The sequence below is a fragment of the Streptomyces brasiliensis genome, from assembly GCF_014647875.1.
In the GTDB taxonomy this organism is placed as follows: Bacteria; Actinomycetota; Actinomycetes; order Streptomycetales; family Streptomycetaceae; genus Streptomyces; species Streptomyces brasiliensis.
The window spans coordinates 1-1,048 of sequence record NZ_BMQA01000240.1 but is presented as its reverse complement, the minus strand read 5'-3'; the positions used below and the strand labels follow the sequence as shown (position 1 = coordinate 1,048).

General features: G+C 69.4%; 1 protein-coding gene. It reads left to right on the top strand.

Going from position 1 to position 1,048, the window contains the following annotated elements; all coding sequences use genetic code 11:
• A partial coding sequence (locus tag IEZ19_RS49975) for a YncE family protein (RefSeq protein ID WP_373297196.1) occupies positions 1-1,048 on the top strand: 1,048 nt, incomplete at both ends.

Below are 1,048 nucleotides of genomic sequence, written 5' to 3'. Positions count from 1 at the left end.
CCTGGTGATCACGGACCTGTCCACCGGCAAGGTGGTGCAGAAGATCGGCACCAACGCGGCCGACAACCTGCGCATCAGCAGCAGCGCGGTCGGCCAGGAAGGCCCGACCTACTCGCCCGACGGCACGTCGCTGTGGCTGGGTCAGGCCACCGGCTACACCAAGTTCACCGTCAACGCCGACGGCACCCTGGCCAACCCGGTCGCCGTGAACATCCCGACCGTCAGCGGCCACCAGGCCCTGGTGGCCGCCGCGGTGTTCTCCGCCGACGGCTCCACCGTGTACGGCGCGGTCAACGGCCAGAACAAGGTCGTCGCCATCGACGCCGCCACCGGCACCATCAACCAGACCTGGACCACCGGCACCGCCCCGCGCGGCCTGGCCCTGGTCGGCGGCAAGCTGTACGTCACCAACGAGGGCGGTCGCCCGGCCCAGGCCGGCGAGACCACCATGAACTCCTACGGCACCAATGTGCCGGCCAACCGTGAGACCGGCGCCGCCACCACCGGCACGGTCAGCGTGATCAACACCGCCGACACCTCCGCCGCCGTCTCCACCATCGACGTCGGTCTGCACCCGACCGCGGTGTACGCCGCCAAGGGCGCGCTGTTCGTCACCAACACCGTCGACAACAGCGTCTCGGTCATCGACACCAAGAGCGACAAGGTCGTCCAGACCATCTCCACCCAGCCGTGGGCCGAGTCCTCGGTCGGCTACGAGCCCAACGCCGTCACCCTCACCGACGACGGCCGTCTGCTGGTGACGCTGGGCCGCGCCAACGCCGTCGCGGTCTACCGCTACTCGGGCCCGGCGCAGCCCGCCCGTTACGTCGGCCTGCTCCCGACGGACTACTTCCCGTCGCAGATCGCCACCGTCGGCAACAAGATCGTCGTCTCCAACACGCGTGGCATAGACGCGCGTCGCTCGACCACGGCCGCCCACGCCACCCACGACACGACGTCCAGCCTGACCCAGTTCACGCTGCCGAGCGACGACGTCGTCAAGTCGTACACGCCCAAGGTGTTCCAGATGAACGGCTGGAGCGGCGAC